Consider the following 16894-nt stretch of genomic DNA (forward strand, 5'->3'; position numbering starts at 1 on the left):
AACGGACGCGGGAACGCGTCCGCTATTTTTGCCGAGTGCGGTAACAGGCGACAACTATGAAAATCGTAATCGCGCCAGATTCCTGGAAAGAAAGCCTTTCTGCCTCCGGGGTTGCTCAGGCGATTGAAAAAGGATTTCGGGAAATTTTCCCCGACGCACTTTATGTTTCGGTGCCGGTTGCTGACGGCGGGGAAGGTACGGTTGACGCGATGATCGCCGCCACCCAGGGCACAGAACAGCATGCCAGGGTCACGGGCCCGTTGGGTGAACAGGTTAACGCCCGCTGGGGCATGTCCGGCGATGGCAGCACGGCATTTATTGAGATGGCCGCCGCCAGCGGCCTGGCACTGGTCCCGGCCACCCAACGTAACCCGCTCGTCACCACGTCCCGGGGTACCGGGGAGCTTATTCTCAGCGCGCTGGATAAAGGTGCCCGACATATCATTATCGGCATTGGCGGCAGTGCCACCAACGACGGCGGCGCCGGAATGATGCAGGCGCTGGGGGCCATGCTCTGCGACGCCAACGGCACTAAAATTGGTTATGGCGGCGGCAGCCTGATGGCGCTCAACAGCGTCGATCTCTCCGGCCTCGACGCCAGGCTAAAAGATTGCACAATCCACGTCGCGTGCGACGTCACGAATCCGCTGGTTGGCGAGAGAGGCGCTTCCCGTATCTTTGGCCCGCAAAAAGGGGCGACAGAGGAGATGATCCTCACTCTCGACGCTAACCTCAGCCACTATGCCGATGTGATAAAAAAATCTCTGCGAATTGACGTGAAGCAGGTTCCCGGTGCGGGTGCCGCGGGGGGCATGGGGGCGGCCCTGATGGCCTTCCTCGGCGCGCAACTGAAGAGCGGTATTGAGATTGTCAGCCAGGCACTTAACCTCGAAGAACATATTCACGACTGCACGCTGGTACTGACGGGCGAAGGGCGCATTGACAGCCAGAGCATTCAGGGCAAAGTGCCCGTCGGTATCGCCCGTATCGCCAAAAAATACCATAAGCCGGTGATCGGCATTGCCGGCAGTCTGACCCGGGATGTGGGGGTTGTGCATCAGTATGGCATCGACGCGGTATTCAGCGTGCTGAGCCGCGTCGAGTCGCTGGAAGAGGCTTACCGTGGGGCGTTTGACAATATTTACCGCGCCTCGCGTAATATCGCCGCCACTTTGCAGATAGGGATGCACGCCCAAGGGTGACAGCGGGGCACAAACCCTCTATACTGCGCGCCGAAGCTGACCAGACAGTCGCCGCTTCGTCGTCGTCCCCTTTCGGGGGGAGACGGGCGGAGGGGAGGAAAGTCCGGGCTCCATAGGGCAGGGTGCCAGGTAACGCCTGGGGGGGAAACCCACGACCAGTGCAACAGAGAGCAAACCGCCGATGGCCCGCGCAAGCGGGATCAGGTAAGGGTGAAAGGGTGCGGTAAGAGCGCACCGCGCGGCTGGCAACAGTCCGTGGCACGGTAAACTCCACCCGGAGCAAGGCCAAATAGGGGTTCACATGGTACGGCCCGTACTGAACCCGGGTAGGCTGCTTGAGCCAGTGAGCGATTGCTGGCCTAGATGAATGACTGTCCACGACAGAACCCGGCTTATCGGTCAGCTTCAACTTCTTACAAAACCCCGCTTCGGCGGGGTTTTTGCTATCTGCGCTAAACGAGATGAATGACTGTCCACTCCGCTTTCTATGAAAGAACGCGGCTTATCGGCCAGTTTCAACTTCTTACAAAACCCCGCTTCGGCGGGGTTTTTGCTATCTGCGCAAAACGAGATGAATGACTGTCCACTCCGCTTTCTAAGAAAGAACGCGGCTTATCGGTCAGCTTCAACTTCTTACAAAACCCCGCTTCGGCAGGGTTTTTGCTATCTGCGCAAAACGAGATGAATGACTGTCCACTCCGCTTTCTATAAAAGAACGCGGCTTATCGGCCAGCTTCAACTTTTTATAAAATCCCGCTTCGGCGGGGTTTTTCTTTTATCGGCCTTAGAAATTGCAAGCAAGTGCCACCCGATGCATCGCTCACACGACATCAATTCTCATATTTGCGACATTAAGCACATTTCACTGCTTTCACCCCTTCAGCCTCTTTTTCGCATCTGCTGGCGATCGTAATCGCAAAATTTCGCGCTAAATAATACTGATTCTGCAATATTGTTAATTTGTTATGAATGTTGCTTTTCTGATCGTGAATGTTTTCTTATTTGATATATGTATATTGAATTCAAAAACATTTGGCTCATGAATGTGTGATGCATTCCACTGTTTCCCGAAAGTCAGCAAAATCACCCCAGACAAATTTGATAAATTGAAAGAATGTTTTAAACGAATTACGGTTATTTATTAATCTTTAATTGCCTGAAAGATAGTCTTTATCGATTTTTTTAACGCCAAAAAATTTACCTGTGTTATCGCCATAAAATAAATTTATTACTGCTCTTTTTGTTGATCAATATCAGCGTTATGGCGTATTTATTTTAATGTAACTTATTGATAATAAGGTGTTTTAAAGGATTATCGTTATGCTGATTAAGGGTGTGAAAAAGCAAATTGTGAGTAACAGCACATACCCCCGTCAGCCATATTGAGTAGAATCCACCCCGTCATAGGGAAATAAGCGCAGAATATTATGAACACTATTATTCTACCGAAAACACAGCACCTCGTGGTATTTCAGGAAGTCATTAAAAGTGGCTCCATTGGTTCTGCTGCAAGACAACTGGGCCTGACGCAACCTGCCGTCAGCAAAATTATCAGCGATATCGAATCTTACTTTGGCGTTGAAGTCATGGTGCGCAAAAACACCGGCGTTAAACTGACTGCGGCAGGCCAGGTATTACTCTCGTATTCTGAGTCGATCACCCGTGAGATGAAAAACATGGTGAGCGAGATTAACAGCCTCAGTTTCAGTACCGTCATGGATGTCTCCTTTGGTTACCCGTCGCTCATTGGCTTCACCTTCCTGTCCGAAATGATCAAAAAATTCAAGGAAGTGTTCCCGAAAGCGCGCGTCTCGATGTACGAAGCTCAGCTGTCCTCTTTCCTGCCGGCCATTCGCGACGGCCGGCTGGATTTTGCCATCGGCACCTTAAGTGATGAAATGCTGCTGCAGGATCTTCATGTCGAGCCGCTGTTTGAGTCTGAGTTTGTCCTGGTAGCCAACAAATCACGAACGTGCACCGGCTCGACTACACTGGCATCACTCACGGATGAACAGTGGGTGATGCCGCAAACCGATATGGGCTACTACAAAGAACTTCTGACCACCCTGCAAGACAATCACATCAGCATTGAAAACATCGTCCAGACCGATTCCGTCGTGACCATTTATAACCTTGTCCTGAATGCCGATTACCTGACGGTTATTCCCCGCGACATGATTGCGCCATTCGGTTCCAACCAGTTTATTGTACTGCCGGTGGAAGATGAATTACCCATAGCGCGTTATGCCGCCGTGTGGTCAAAAAATTACAGAATTAAGAAATCGGCGTCAGTATTAGTCGAACTGGCAAAACAATACGCGTCACTGACCAGTGAAAGACGACGATGATTAAATAACCCTCTGATAACGCGTTAACCTTTTTAAAAACACCCAGAGCTTATTTTATCCGTGCTCTGATACCCTGACTTTGCCTGAAGAAAATGAATTATTATAACGAGGATATTATGCATATTACCTACGATCTCCCGGTGACCATTGAAGATATTCAGGACGCCAGAAAACGACTGGCAGGCAAAATATATAAAACCGGCATGCCGCGCTCAAATTATCTCAGCGAACGCTGTAAAGGTGAGATATTCCTGAAGTTTGAAAATATGCAGCGTACTGGCTCCTTCAAGATCCGCGGTGCGTTTAATAAATTAAGTTCGCTGACCGAGGCTGAAAAACGTAAAGGCGTGGTCGCCTGTTCTGCAGGCAACCATGCGCAGGGCGTGTCGCTCTCCTGCGCAATGCTCGGTATCGACGGCAAAGTGGTCATGCCGATGGGCGCGCCGAAATCTAAAGTCGCCGCCACCCGTGACTACTCGGCTGAAGTGGTGCTGCACGGCGAAAACTTCAACGACACCATCGCCAAAGTCAGCGAAATCGTGGAGCTGGAAGGGCGCATTTTTATCCCGCCGTATGACGATCCGAAAGTGATTGCCGGCCAGGGCACCATTGGTCTGGAAATTCTCGAAGATTTGTATGATGTGGATAACGTGATTGTACCCATCGGCGGTGGCGGTTTAATTGCCGGAATTGCAACGGCCATTAAATCCATCAACCCGACCATTAATATTATCGGCGTGCAGTCTGAAAACGTACATGGAATGGCCGCATCGTATCAGGCAGGAGAAATCATTAACCACCGCGTTACCGGTACACTAGCCGACGGATGTGATGTGTCTCGTCCGGGTAAATTAACCTTCGAGATTGTTCGCGAATTAGTCGATGACATTGTGCTGGTCAGCGAAGACGATATTCGTAACAGCATGATTGCCCTCATTCAGCGAAATAAAGTGGTTACAGAAGGTGCTGGCGCACTGGCCTGTGCGGCGTTATTAAGCGGCAAGCTTGATCACTATATTCAGGGTCGTAAAACCGTCTGCATTATTTCCGGCGGCAATATCGATCTCTCCCGCGTATCCCAAATTACCGGCTTCGTTGACGCATAAAGGATGACCTATGAGCAACACAGAAAGCATTATCGTTGGCCAGACAAAAACGTCCTCCTGGCGTAAGTCTGATACCACCTGGACGCTTGGCCTGTTTGGAACCGCCATTGGCGCAGGTGTGCTGTTCTTCCCGATTCGCGCAGGCTTCGGCGGCTTGATTCCTATCCTGCTGATGCTGGTTCTCGCTTTCCCGATTGCGTTTTATTGCCACCGGGCGCTGGCGCGCCTGTGTCTGTCCGGCAGTAACGTGTCTGGCAACATCACCGAAACGGTGGAAGAGCATTTTGGTAAGACCGGTGGGGTGGTGATTACGTTCCTCTACTTCTTCGCCATTTGCCCGCTGCTGTGGATTTACGGCGTCACCATTACGAACACCTTTATGACCTTCTGGGAAAACCAGCTCCAGCTGCCCGCGCTTAACCGCGGCGTGGTGGCGCTGTTCCTGCTGCTGCTGATGGCCTTTGTTATCTGGTTTGGTAAAGACCTGATGGTGAAGGTGATGAGCTTCCTGGTGTTCCCGTTTATCGCCAGCCTGGTGCTGATTTCCCTGTCGCTGATCCCTTACTGGAACTCGTCGGTGATTGACCAGGTCAATCTGAGTGATATCGCGTTTACCGGGCATGACGGCATTCTGGTGACGGTCTGGCTGGGGATCTCCATCATGGTCTTCTCCTTCAACTTCTCGCCCATCGTCTCCTCGTTTGTGGTCTCGAAACGTGAAGAGTACGAACCCGAGTTCGGTAAAGCGTTTACCGAGCAGAAATGTTCCAAAATCATCGGTCGCGCCAGCTTGCTGATGGTTGCGGTGGTGATGTTCTTCGCCTTTAGCTGCCTGTTCACGCTCTCGCCGCAGAACATGGCCGATGCCAAAGCGCAGAATATTCCCGTGCTCTCTTACCTGGCGAACCACTTTGCGACCATGTCAGGCACTAAATCAACGTTTGCTACGGTGCTGGAATACGGTGCCTCCATCATTGCGCTGGTCGCTATCTTCAAATCCTTCTTCGGCCACTATCTGGGCACGCTGGAAGGGCTGAACGGCCTGATCCTGAAGTTCGGTTATAAGGGCGATAAGAAGAAAGTCTCCGTAGGCAAACTGAACACCATCAGCATGGTATTCATCATGGGGTCGACCTGGGTCGTTGCCTATGCCAACCCGAACATTCTCGACCTTATCGAAGCCATGGGGGCGCCAATCATCGCCTCTCTGCTGTGCCTGTTGCCGATGTATGCCATTCGGAAAGCGCCGGCAATGGCGAAATATAAGGGCAGACCCGAGAACATCTTCGTCACGGTTGTGGGCCTGCTGACCATCCTGAACATCGTCTACAAACTGTTCTAAACCCTGGCTCAGGAAGAGCGGAGTAACACCATGATTGAGTTTCCGGTTGTATTGGTTATTAACTGCGGATCGTCCTCTGTTAAGTTTTCAGTACTCGATGCCAGCAGCTGTGATGCCCTGATGACGGGCATTGCAGACGGGATTAACACTGAAAAAGCCTTTATTTCCGTGAACGGGGGTGAGCCAGCCAGACTGGCTCACCATGACTACGAAGGGGCGCTGGCAGCCATCGCCCTGGAGCTGGAGAAGCGTGATCTGATGAGCAGCGTGGCCCTGATTGGCCATCGTATTGCGCACGGCGGCGACCTCTTCAGCGAGTCGACCCTTATCACGGAACAGGTTATTGAGCAGATCCGTCAGGTTTCCTCGCTGGCGCCGCTGCATAACTACGCCAACTTAAGCGGCGTCGAGGCAGCCGAACGCCTGTTTCCGGGCATACAGCAGGTGGCGGTGTTTGACACCAGCTTCCACCAGACGCTGGCCCCGCAGGCCTATCTGTACGGGCTGCCGTACCGCTATTTTGAAGAGCTTGGCGTGCGGCGCTATGGCTTCCACGGGACGTCCCACCGCTACGTTGCCGGGCAGGCGCATGCCTTGCTCGGGATTTCGCCTGAGGACAGCGGGCTGGTGATTGCCCATCTCGGCAACGGGGCATCCATCTGCGCGGTACGCAATGGTAAGAGCGTGGATACCTCCATGGGCATGACGCCGCTGGAAGGGCTGATCATGGGGACCCGCTGTGGCGACGTTGATTTCGGCGCCATGGCCTGGATAGCCCAACAGACCGGACAGTCATTTGAGGATCTGGAACGCGTCGTCAATAAAGAGTCCGGCCTGCTGGGGATCTCGGGAATATCCTCCGATCTGCGAGCCCTCGAAAAGGCCTGGCATGAGGGACATCAGCGGGCACAGCTGGCGATCCAGACCTTTGTTCACCGTATCGCACGGCATATTGCCGGGCACGCGGCGTCGTTACACCGCCTGGACGGTGTGGTGTTCACCGGCGGGATTGGTGAGAACTCCAGACTGATCCGCACGCTGGTGGCGGAACATCTGGCCGTCTTTGGCATCACCCTCGATGAAGCCAAAAACGCCCTGCCGGGTAGCGCAGGTGAGCGCGTGATCACCACCGATTCGTCCCGCGTGGCCTGCGCGGTGATCCCAACCAACGAAGAAAAAATGATCGCGCTGGATGCCCTCCGTCTTGGGAAGGTCACTCCGGCTGCGGCTTATGCCTGACAGAGCGAGAAATTCATGAAAGTAGCAATCGATACGCGCGTTGCCCCTTACAGCGACGCATGGGCCGGGTTTCGCGGTGAAGAATGGAAAGACACCGTCAACGTGCGCGATTTTATTCAGCATAACTATACCCCTTATGAAGGCGACGAAACTTTCCTCGCGCAGGCGACGCCAGCAACGACGGCGCTCTGGGAGAAGGTAATGGTGGGCATTCGGCAGGAGAATGCCACCCATGCGCCGGTGGATTTTGACACCAACATTGCCACTACCATCACGGCCCACGGACCGGGCTATATTGACCAGCAGCTGGAGACGATCGTCGGCCTGCAAACCGATAAGCCGCTCAAACGTGCGCTGCATCCGTACGGCGGGATCAATATGATCCGCAGTTCATTCGAAGCCTATGGCCGCGAGATGGATCCGCAGTTCGAATATCTTTTTACCGAACTGCGCAAAACCCATAATCAGGGTGTCTTTGACGTTTACTCCCCCGAGATGATGCGCTGTCGTAAATCAGGCGTGCTGACCGGGCTACCGGACGGCTACGGACGCGGGCGCATCATCGGCGATTACCGCCGCGTGGCGCTGTACGGCATCCGCTATCTGGTGCACGAGCGTGAGCGCCAGTTCGCGGATCTGCAGGGCAAACTCGAACGGGGTGAAGATCTGGAGGCGACGATCCGCCTGCGTGAAGAGCTGGCGGAACACAAACGCGCACTGCTGCAGATCCAGCAGATGGCAGCGAACTATGGCTTCGATATTTCTCGCCCGGCGATGAATGCGCAGGAAGCGGTACAGTGGGTTTACTTTGCCTATCTGGCCGCGGTGAAATCCCAGAACGGCGGGGCGATGTCGCTGGGACGCACGGCCTCGTTCCTGGATATTTATATCGAACGCGATATGCAGGCGGGTCGCCTGAGTGAGATCCAGGCGCAGGAACTGATCGATCATTTCATCATGAAGATCCGCATGGTGCGCTTCCTGCGTACTCCGGAGTTCGACACGCTCTTCTCCGGCGATCCTGTCTGGGCCACCGAAGTGATTGGCGGAATGGGGCTGGATGGCCGCACGCTGGTCACCAAAAACAGCTTCCGTTACCTGCATACCCTGCACACGATGGGACCTGCACCGGAGCCAAACCTGACGATCCTGTGGTCCGAACAACTGCCCGTCGCATTCAAGAAGTACGCTGCACAGATGTCGATCGACACCTCGTCGCTGCAGTATGAGAACGACGACCTGATGCGCGTGGATTTCAACAGCGACGACTACGCCATTGCCTGCTGCGTCAGCCCGATGGTGATCGGCAAGCAAATGCAGTTCTTTGGCGCCCGCGCTAACCTGGCGAAAACGCTGCTGTATGCGATCAACGGCGGGGTGGATGAGAAGCTGAAGATCCAGGTCGGGCCGAAAACCGCGCCGCTGCTGGATGAGGTGCTGGATTACGACACCGTGATGGCGAGTCTGGATCACTTTATGGACTGGCTGGCGGTGCAGTACATTAGCGCGCTGAATCTCATTCATTACATGCACGATAAGTACAGCTACGAAGCCTCGCTGATGGCGCTGCACGACCGGGACGTTTACCGCACCATGGCCTGCGGTATCGCCGGGCTGTCGGTGGCGGCGGACTCGCTGTCCGCCATCAAATATGCCACGGTAAAACCCGTACGCGACCATACCGGCCTGGCGGTCGATTTTGTGATTGAAGGGGACTACCCGCAGTACGGTAACAATGATGACCGCGTGGACAGCATTGCCTGTGACCTGGTGGAACGCTTTATGAAGAAAATTCAGGCGCTGCCGACCTACCGCAACGCGGTGCCGACCCAGTCGATCCTGACCATTACGTCGAATGTGGTCTACGGCCAGAAAACCGGCAATACGCCGGACGGACGCCGCGGCGGTACGCCATTCGCACCGGGCGCGAACCCGATGCACGGACGAGACAGGAAAGGGGCGGTGGCCTCGTTAACCTCCGTCGCTAAGCTGCCGTTCACCTATGCGAAAGACGGGATCTCTTACACCTTCTCCATTGTGCCTCAGGCGCTGGGCAAGGATGAGAGGGTGCGCAAAACCAACCTTGTAGGGCTGCTGGACGGGTATTTCCACCACGAAGCGGCCATTGAGGGGGGACAGCACCTCAACGTTAACGTCATGAACCGGGAGATGCTGATGGAGGCGATTGAGCACCCGGAGAACTATCCCAACCTGACCATTCGTGTCTCAGGGTATGCGGTGCGCTTTAATGCGCTGACGCGCGAGCAGCAGCAGGACGTGATCTCAAGGACGTTTACCCAGGCACTGTGATCGTCGTCTGAAACAGGCCCCCTTTGGATAAGGGGGCTTTTTTGTCCGCGGAACATACAAAAATGTTTATATAATTACTCACACATCTTCATCCGCTTCTGAAAAACAATGCGCCTGCTTTTTCCCTGAAACAGTATGTAAGGACAGTAAGATGATGAAAATGACCCGTATCACCCTGGTTGCTGCCTCGCTGGTAGCGTGCAGTTTTGCCGCACAGGCCGCTGACGTTGAAGCTGCCCCCTCTCCGGCGCAGGATCCGCTGGTGCAACACCTCAAGCTGAGCAACGATCAGATTAAGAAGATCGACGCGCTGCACCAGACGCTGGAACAAAATGTCAGCAAGATCCCGATGACCGGCGTGAAAGACGGTGCGCTGATCGAGATGTTCCAGACCGGGAAATGGGATGAAAGCACGGTGAAAAACCAGCTTGCCGCGTTCAGTAAAATTGAAGAGCAGACCCGCTATTACCGCGTCAAATACTACTTTGATGTCAGCCAGGTTCTGACAGCGGAGCAGCGTAAACAGGTGAAAACCGATATGGCGAACGCGCTGGCTAACTGATGACACACCCGCGCATGTCGCGGGTTTTTTATTTCTTGATCGGCGTCACTTTTAGAAAATCACCTCCATTATTCCTCATCTAAGAGTGTTTTTTTCTCTCGCTTGCGAAAAGCCTTATAAATATTGTGACTTTTTTCTCCCGCTCTCCACGTATGATTTGTCCATTCCAATAACACACACCTGCAGCAGTCTGGCTCATTATCGCTGGTGGTCAGAATCCCATAAAAACAACTGGTTACCCTACAAAATAAGCGAGTGCCTTATGGATACGGCAACAAACAGCAGTGTGATTGTGAACGATTCACCCGCGGCAAAGCGGGCAGGGATGAGTGAAAGCGAGTGGCAGGAGGCCATTAAATTCGACAGCACCGATACGGGTTGGGTCATCATGAGTATCGGAATGGCCATCGGCGCGGGGATTGTTTTTCTCCCGGTACAGGTGGGGCTGATGGGACTGTGGGTGTTTCTGCTTTCGTCAGTGATTGGCTATCCGGCCATGTACCTGTTTCAGCGGCTGTTTATTAACACGCTGGCAGAATCGCCGGAGTGCAAAGATTATCCAAGCGTCATCAGCGGCTACCTCGGTAAGAACTGGGGCATTTTATTAGGTGCGCTCTATTTCGTGATGCTGGTTATCTGGATGTTCGTCTACTCCACCGCCATCACCAACGACAGCGCCTCCTATTTACACACCTTCGGCGTGACGGAGGGGCTGCTCTCTGAAAATCCGTTCTACGGTCTGTTCCTGATCTGCATCCTGGTGGCGATCTCCTCCCGTGGCGAGAAACTGCTGTTTAAAGTCTCTAGCCTGATGGTGCTGACCAAGTTATTTGTGGTGGCGGCGCTCGGGTTGTCGATGATTGGCCTCTGGCATTTAGCCAACGTGGGCATGCTGCCACCCGTGGGGCTACTCATTAAAAACGCGATTATCACGTTGCCGTTTACCTTAACGTCGATTCTGTTTATTCAGACATTAAGCCCGATGGTGATCTCCTATCGTTCACGTGAAAAATCGGTTGAAGTGGCGCGCCATAAAGCGCTGCGGGCGATGAACATCGCCTTCGCGATCCTCTTCGTGACGGTCTTTTTCTACGCGGTCTCGTTCACCCTGGCAATGGGGCATGATGAGGCGGTCAAAGCCTACGAACAGAATATTTCCGCACTGGCAATTGCCGCGCAGTTTATCAGTGGCGACGGTGCCGGCTGGGTCAAAATTGTCAGCGTTATCCTGAATATTTTTGCCGTCATGACCGCGTTCTTCGGCGTGTACCTGGGCTTTCGTGAAGCGACGCAGGGCATTGTGATGAACATTCTGCGCCGCAAAATGCCGGCAGAGAAAATCAACGAAAACACCGTACAGCGCGGCATCATGCTGTTTGCCATTCTGCTGGCATGGAGCGCGATTGTGTTAAACGCGCCGGTACTGAGCTTCACCTCTATTTGCAGCCCCATCTTCGGCATGGTGGGGTGTTTGATTCCGGCGTGGCTGGTCTACAAAGTGCCGGCGCTGCACAAATATAAAGGCGTGTCGCTGGTGATCATTATCATCACCGGTCTGCTGCTGTGTGTTTCTCCTTTCCTCGCGTTTTCTTAAGGGCAAACAAGGTCGTAACGATGTCAGAGCAAACTCAATCTTTATGGAATCAATTTATTCGGGCGGTGCAGGAGGAAGTTAAACCTGCACTGGGGTGTACCGAGCCGATCTCTCTGGCGCTGGCTTGTGCGATGGCCGCGGAGCTTCTGCCGGGTGACGTCACACAGATTGAGGCGTGGGTTTCACCGAATCTGATGAAAAATGGCCTTGGCGTGACGGTACCTGGCACCGGGATGGTCGGGTTGCCGATTGCGGCGGCGCTGGGGGCTATTGGCGGCAACGCGCACGCCGGACTGGAGGTACTGAAAGATGCCACTGCCGATGCGCTGGTGCGTGCCAAAGCGCTGCTGGACGCCGGCCAGGTACAGGTCAAGCTGCAGGAGCCGTGCGATGACATCCTCTACTCCCGCGCCTGCGTTCACGCCGGACAGGCCTCGGCGATGGTGACCATCGCCGGTGGGCATACGCGGGTGGTGGAGATTGTCTGTCAGGGCGAAACCCGCTTTACGCTTGATTCTCAACCCGACGAGAGGAATGACGACCCGCTGGCGGTACTTTCAAACGCCACGCTATCGCAGATCCTTGAGTTTGTGGAGCAGGTGCCGTTTGACGCGATCCGCTTTATCCTGGCTGCCGGACAATTAAATGATGCGCTCTCCCGTGAAGGTTTAAGCGGAAAATGGGGGCTGCACATTGGCGCGACGCTCAATAAGCAGCGCGCTCGCGGATGGATAGCGCAGGACCTGGGCTCGGATATTGTCATTCGCACCAGCGCGGCCTCGGACGCCCGAATGGGCGGGGCGACGCTGCCAGCAATGAGCAATTCCGGATCGGGCAACCAGGGGATCACGGCCACCATGCCGGTTGTGGTGGTGGCGGAACATGTCCAGGCGGATGATGAACGCCTTGCCCGGGCGCTGATGCTTTCACACCTTTCGGCTATTTATATCCACGCCCAGCTTCCGCGCCTGTCGGCGCTGTGTGCGGCTACCACGGCGGCGATGGGGGCGACGGCAGGCATGGCCTGGCTGATGGGCGGAAGCTATCAGACGCTCTCAATGGCAATCAGCAGCATGATTGGCGATGTCAGCGGGATGATCTGCGATGGCGCGTCCAACAGCTGTGCCATGAAGGTCTCAACCAGCGTCGGCAGTGCCTGGAAAGCGGTGATGATGGCGCTGGATGATTCGGCTGTAACGGGCAATGAAGGGATTGTGGCGCACGATGTGGAGCAGTCGATCGCGAACCTGTGTTCGCTGGCGTGCCGCGCCATGCAGGCGACGGACCGGCAGATTATTGAGATTATGGCACGTAAAGTGTAACGGTTTCCTCTCTCCCCGCCGGGGAGAGAGGATCATCGGGTGTTAAACCGGTAAATCAATTAACAGCGCGCGCAGCGGCGAATCAGCAACCAGCGTGATATTCGCTTCGTCGCGAATAAACGCCCCGTCACCGCAGGTGAGCGCTTCTTTCTCTTCCGTATGCGTCACCGCATGCACCGTACCGTGAATCGATTGCAGATAGGCGCGCGGACCATGAAGCTGGAAGCTCGCCTGTTCCCCTTTCTTCAGTTCGATATGGTGCAGCCACACCTGCTGGCGCAACTGCAGGCTGCCTTGACTGCCGTCCGGGGAGGCTATCAGCTGCTGCCTGTCGCCCGTCAAATCTAACTTCTGTACCAGCGGGTTTTCCCGCTCAGGGCAGGCATCCAGCCACAACTGCATACGGGTCAGCGTTTTATCTTTGCTGAGGTTATGCTCGCTGTAACTGATGCCCGGCTGCGTGGAGATTAATAATGCTTCGCCGGCCTTCGCCTGGACATGATTGCCCTCGCTGTCGCGGTATTCTGCTTCGCCTTCCAGGATCAGGTTCAGGATATCGACTTTCGGGTACGTACGCGGCTGGAAGGACGCGCCTGGGGCGAGCACTTCCTGATTCAATACGCGCAATGAAGCGTAACCGAGCAGTTTAGGGTCAAAGTAGTGTCCAAAGGAAAAGGTGTAGCGGGCCTGCAGCCAACCGAAATCGGCTTGTCCGCACTGTTTAGCTGTTCTTGTCGTAATCATAAACTTGACCTCTCTTTACACTAAACAATGGTAAAGGTATGGACGCTTCATTGTTAGCCAGATATTCTGCCCGGTATGTTCAAATTTCCTGAATGAGAACGAGATGGCTAAAGAGAGAGCATTGACGCTTGAGGCGCTTCGCGTCATGGACGCAATTGACCGGCGTGGCAGTTTTGCCGCGGCGGCAGATGAACTGGGGCGCGTTCCGTCTGCGCTCAGCTATACCATGCAGAAGCTGGAGGAAGAGCTGGACGTGGTGCTCTTTGACCGCTCCGGTCATCGAACAAAATTCACTAACGTCGGACGGATGCTGCTTGAGCGTGGTCGCGTCCTGCTGGAAGCGGCGGACAAGCTGACGACGGACGCCGAAGCGCTGGCGCGCGGCTGGGAAACTCATCTGACGCTGGTGACGGAAGCGCTGGTGCCCACCGAGGCGCTGTTCCCGCTGGTGAACCGGCTGGCCGACAAAGCAAACACCCAGTTATCGATCATCACCGAGGTGCTGGCCGGGGCCTGGGAGCGACTGGAGACGGGTAGGGCGGATATCGTCATTGCCCCGGACATGCACTTCCGTTCCTCATCTGAAATCAACTCCCGCAAGCTCTACAGCGTGATGAACGTCTATGTCGCCGCACCCGATCACCCGATTCACCAGGAGCCGGAGCCGCTCTCGGAAGTGACGCGGGTGAAATACCGCGGGGTCGCGGTCGCAGATACCGCACGCGAGCGTCCGGTGTTAACGGTGCAGTTGCTGGATAAACAACCGCGTCTGACCGTCACGTCGCTTGAAGACAAACGCCAGGCGTTGCTGGCGGGCCTGGGCGTGGCAACGATGCCGTATCCGTTTGTCGAAAAAGATATTGCAGAAGGGCGGCTACGCGTGGTCAGCCCGGAGTACACCAGCGAAGTGGACATCATTATGGCGTGGCGGCGCGACAGCATGGGTGAGGCCAAATCGTGGTGCCTGCGCGAAATACCCAAGCTCTTTGCCCATCACAACAAATAAAAAATCGAGCCCGGTACGCGAAACGCCACCGGGCTTTGTTTTATGCGTTGAGTTTTGGATCGGGCCCGAAGCGGTTTTCGCCCGGCGTGCCGGCCTGACAGTTGAAGACCAGAATGACCAGCCAGCCCACAATCGGGATCAGCAGCAGCAGTAACCACCAGGCTGAACGATCGGTATCGTGTAGCCGTCGGAACAGCACGGCCCATGAGGGAAGCAGGACCAGCAGGCCGTAAATCGTGGTGAGAACACCTTCACCGCCGGCTCGTTCCCAGCCAAGAATTTTATCGATAATGCCCAGCACCATGATGAGGATGAAGTTCACCAGAACGAACATCCAGTACTCTTTACGGCGAGCGCGGCCACCAAATCCAATGTAGTTGCGCAGTACTTTTAAATACCAGTCCATTTTCCTTGCCTCATTAGTCAGTCAATCACTTGTTTTTTAAGCGATCGAGGTAAGGATAGATGGAGATTGTGAATTAAAAAAGGGCATCAATTGATGCCCTTGATATTTATCCGAAACGCACGTCGCGACCGTGCGGTTCATCCAGGTCCTGCCACGGACCCACCGAGATAATACCCGTCGGGTTGATGGTCTTATGACTGCGGAAATAGTGGGTGCGGATATGGTTGAAATCGACCGTTTCAGCAATGCCCGGCATCTGATAAATATCGCGCAGGAAACCGTACAGGTTCAGGTAATCGCTGATGCGGTGTTTATCACACTTGAAGTGGGTAACATACACTGGATCAAAGCGAACCAGCGTTGTCCACAGACGAATGTCTGCTTCCGTCAGGCGGTCGCCCGTCAGGTAGCGATGCTGGCCGAGGATCTGCTCAAGACGCTCCAGCGATTCAAATACTTTTCCCACTGCGTCGTCATACGCTTCCTGGCTGGTGGCAAAGCCGGCCTTGTAGACACCGTTATTCACGTTGTCGTAAATCCAGCTGTTCAGCTCATCAATCTTATCGCGCAGCTCAACCGGATAGTAATCCCCGGCGCGGGCCCCGTGGGCATCAAACGCGGTGTTGAACATGCGGATGATCTCTGCGGACTCATTGCTGACAATGGTCTGGTTTTTCTTGTCCCACAGCACGGGTACGGTCACGCGTCCGGTGTAGTGCGGATCGGCGCGCAGATAGAGCTGATAGAGAAAATCGTGGTGGTAGAGGTCATCACCGGTGGCGGCCGGGAAATCACTGTCAAACGTCCAGCCGTTTTCCAGCATCAGGGGGTTGACCACCGAAACCGGAATTAAGGATTCGAGTCCTTTCAGCTTGCGCACAATCAGCGTGCGGTGCGCCCACGGGCAGGCCAGAGAAACATAGAGATGATAACGGTCTTTCTCAGCCGCAAAGCCGCCTTCGCCGCTTGGGCCCGGTGCGCCATCGGCGGTTAGCCAGTTACGGAAGGCCGAAACAGAGCGCTTGAAGCGTCCCCCGGTGGATTTGGTGTCATACCAGACATCCTGCCAGACGCCGTCTACGAGTTGTCCCATTTTTTACTCCTCCGTCAATAAGCAAAAGCGAGGAGATATCTCCTCGCTTTGTGTTCATTCAGTATAGCGTGCTTACCACTTCTTATTCAGAACGCGGTCGATGCTGTATGCGCCAGGGCCAGTGATGGCCAGCAGCAGGAAGCCACCCGCGATGGTCAGGTTTTTCATGAACATCAGAGAGTTCACGCCTTCCGCAAAGTTGCTGTGGAAGATGAACGCCGTCAGCAGGGTGAAGCCTGCGGTAAACAGTGCCGTGGTGCGGGTCAGGAAGCCGAACAGTACCGCCAGGCCGCCGCCGAACTCAAGGAGAATAGTCAGTGGCAGCAGGAACCCGGGAACACCCATGGCTTCCATGTATTGCTGCGTGCCCGCATAACCGGTGATTTTGCCCCAGCCTGCGGTGATAAACAGAACCGGCATCAGAATACGCGCTACCAGAACACCAACATCTTCTAATTTTTTCATTTTACTCTCCAGGAAACCACATCAGCGGCTGAACTTTATTTGTGTGCAAATTCGGGTAGATACCGCGTCTTTGCTGTCGATGGAGAGGAGTGTAAACGGGGCAGATGGGAATTGTTAGCAAGGAAAACTGTCAATCTTCTTCAAAGATATTGAGT

At 54.5% G+C, this 16894-nt stretch carries 14 protein-coding genes and 1 other RNA gene; 11 read left to right on the forward strand and 4 right to left on the reverse strand.

Features of this window, described 5'->3' with window-relative positions; genetic code table 11:
- Positions 1-56: 56 nt before the first annotated feature.
- From garK to QLG09_RS08215, 10 genes are all read left to right on the forward strand, one after another.
- Complete coding sequence (gene garK, locus QLG09_RS08170; protein WP_104440393.1) at positions 57-1202, forward strand: glycerate 2-kinase; 1146 nt, start codon at positions 57-59, stop codon at positions 1200-1202.
- Between the two features lie 32 nt (positions 1203-1234).
- An RNA gene (rnpB, locus tag QLG09_RS08175) (RNase P RNA component class A) lies at positions 1235-1613 on the forward strand.
- A gap of 1016 nt (positions 1614-2629) precedes the next feature.
- Positions 2630-3550 (forward strand): transcriptional regulator TdcA, encoded by a 921-nt coding sequence (gene tdcA, locus QLG09_RS08180; protein WP_047355838.1) that lies wholly within the window; start codon positions 2630-2632, stop codon positions 3548-3550.
- A 116-nt stretch (positions 3551-3666) separates the two neighbouring features.
- On the forward strand, positions 3667-4656 hold the full coding sequence (gene tdcB / locus QLG09_RS08185) for a bifunctional threonine ammonia-lyase/L-serine ammonia-lyase TdcB (protein ID WP_032679736.1): 990 nt from the start codon (positions 3667-3669) through the stop codon (positions 4654-4656).
- A gap of 10 nt (positions 4657-4666) precedes the next feature.
- The gene (tdcC, locus tag QLG09_RS08190; protein ID WP_014171741.1) at positions 4667-5998 is read left to right on the forward strand and encodes a threonine/serine transporter TdcC; all 1332 of its coding nucleotides are present in this window, start codon (positions 4667-4669) and stop codon (positions 5996-5998) included.
- A 30-nt stretch (positions 5999-6028) separates the two neighbouring features.
- Positions 6029-7237, forward strand: coding sequence for a propionate kinase (gene tdcD / locus QLG09_RS08195; protein WP_282488821.1), 1209 nt, complete (start codon positions 6029-6031; stop codon positions 7235-7237).
- 15 nt (positions 7238-7252) lie between these two features.
- A complete protein-coding gene (gene pflB / locus QLG09_RS08200) occupies positions 7253-9547 on the forward strand; it encodes a formate C-acetyltransferase (protein WP_014171739.1) in 2295 nt (764 codons plus the stop codon).
- 151 nt (positions 9548-9698) lie between these two features.
- Positions 9699-10109, forward strand: coding sequence for a hypothetical protein (locus QLG09_RS08205; protein WP_014171738.1), 411 nt, complete (start codon positions 9699-9701; stop codon positions 10107-10109).
- A 262-nt stretch (positions 10110-10371) separates the two neighbouring features.
- Complete coding sequence (locus tag QLG09_RS08210; RefSeq protein ID WP_025202948.1) at positions 10372-11703, forward strand: amino acid permease; 1332 nt, start codon at positions 10372-10374, stop codon at positions 11701-11703.
- A gap of 20 nt (positions 11704-11723) precedes the next feature.
- Positions 11724-13025 (forward strand): serine dehydratase subunit alpha family protein, encoded by a 1302-nt coding sequence (locus tag QLG09_RS08215; protein WP_282488823.1) that lies wholly within the window; start codon positions 11724-11726, stop codon positions 13023-13025.
- Between the two features lie 42 nt (positions 13026-13067).
- Here QLG09_RS08215 and QLG09_RS08220 read toward each other — a convergent pair whose 3' ends face one another.
- Positions 13068-13769, reverse strand: coding sequence for a pirin family protein (locus QLG09_RS08220; RefSeq protein ID WP_014171735.1), 702 nt, complete (start codon positions 13767-13769; stop codon positions 13068-13070).
- A 103-nt stretch (positions 13770-13872) separates the two neighbouring features.
- Between QLG09_RS08220 and QLG09_RS08225 the strand changes: the two genes are divergently transcribed.
- Complete coding sequence (locus QLG09_RS08225) at positions 13873-14775, forward strand: LysR family transcriptional regulator (protein WP_014171734.1); 903 nt, start codon at positions 13873-13875, stop codon at positions 14773-14775.
- Positions 14776-14815: 40 nt separating this feature from the next.
- Here the strand turns inward: QLG09_RS08225 and QLG09_RS08230 are convergent, their stop codons facing one another.
- The 3 genes from QLG09_RS08230 to QLG09_RS08240 all read right to left on the reverse strand — a co-directional run bounded on the left by QLG09_RS08230 (position 14816) and on the right by QLG09_RS08240 (position 16739).
- A complete protein-coding gene (locus tag QLG09_RS08230; protein WP_014171733.1) occupies positions 14816-15181 on the reverse strand; it encodes a DUF805 domain-containing protein in 366 nt (121 codons plus the stop codon).
- Between the two features lie 106 nt (positions 15182-15287).
- A complete protein-coding gene (locus QLG09_RS08235; protein WP_020883573.1) occupies positions 15288-16274 on the reverse strand; it encodes a glutathione S-transferase family protein in 987 nt (328 codons plus the stop codon).
- Positions 16275-16346: 72 nt separating this feature from the next.
- A complete protein-coding gene (locus tag QLG09_RS08240; protein ID WP_006178691.1) occupies positions 16347-16739 on the reverse strand; it encodes a DoxX family protein in 393 nt (130 codons plus the stop codon).
- Positions 16740-16894 lie beyond the last annotated feature (155 nt).

Source organism: Enterobacter sp. V89_11, from assembly GCF_029967775.1.
GTDB classification, from domain to species: Bacteria; Pseudomonadota; Gammaproteobacteria; order Enterobacterales; family Enterobacteriaceae; genus Enterobacter; species Enterobacter ludwigii.